We start from the raw sequence: 783 nt of genomic DNA on the forward strand, positions 1-783 counted from the left end.
CCGGCCTGGTCGGCTCAGGCTTTGCACATACAGCGCCATGTCCCGTACTGCTTCATCGGTGTTGCCGATGGCTGCGGCCATGGGGGGCATGGCTGCCTTGCGCCCTTTGGTGATGGAGGTGACGATCTGATCCGGCTCGCCACCGTACAGCCAGTCGTCATCGGTCAGGTTGGGGTAGCCCTTGGCGCCACGGGCATCGGAGCCATGGCAAATGGCGCAGTTGTTCGCGAACAGGCGACCCCCTACTGCCAGCGCTTCCGGGTATTCCACCAGCTCCTCGATGGCGACTTGCCCATATTGCTCGAACAGCGGGCCAGTGCTTTTTTCCATCACGGCCACTTCTTTCTGATACTGGTTATCGCTGGTCCAGCCCAGCACCCCGTCGAACTTCCCGAAGCCGGGGTACAGCACCAGATACACGGCAGAGAAAATCAGCGTGCCGATAAACAGGAACAGCCACCAGCGGGGCAGGGGAGCGTTGCGCTCCTGAATGCCGTCGAAGCTGTGGCCCGTGGTCTCCTTGGCGGCTTCCTCTGCAGAAATCTGGTTATTCCACAGCAGCAGGCCGCCGCAACCCAGCAGGTTGATAACGACGATGACGATAATGAACCAACTCCAGAAGTCACTCATTGCTCGTCCCCCTTATCAAGGTTCCCGGCTGTTCGCTCGTCCGCATCCAGCGCGATATAGCCGAGCTTTTCGTAATCTTTTTTGCGACTGGGGCGATACACCCACGCCGCCATGGCAACAAATGCCAGGAAGAACACCAGGGTAAACAGGGCG

Annotated in this window: 2 protein-coding genes; both read right to left on the reverse strand. The window is 59.5% G+C overall.

Annotated features, from left to right (window positions below; genetic code table 11):
• The coding region (locus A3754_RS02060) for a cbb3-type cytochrome c oxidase N-terminal domain-containing protein (protein WP_063518717.1) at nucleotides 1-630 on the reverse strand (630 nt) is incomplete at its 3' end.
• Nucleotides 627-767 (reverse strand): cbb3-type cytochrome c oxidase subunit 3, encoded by a 141-nt coding sequence (locus A3754_RS02065; protein ID WP_255363102.1) that lies wholly within the window; start codon nucleotides 765-767, stop codon nucleotides 627-629. The genes A3754_RS02060 and A3754_RS02065, both read right to left, overlap by 4 nt.
• Between the last annotated feature and the right edge of the window lie 16 nt (nucleotides 768-783).

This window comes from Alcanivorax sp. HI0083, assembly GCF_001635175.1.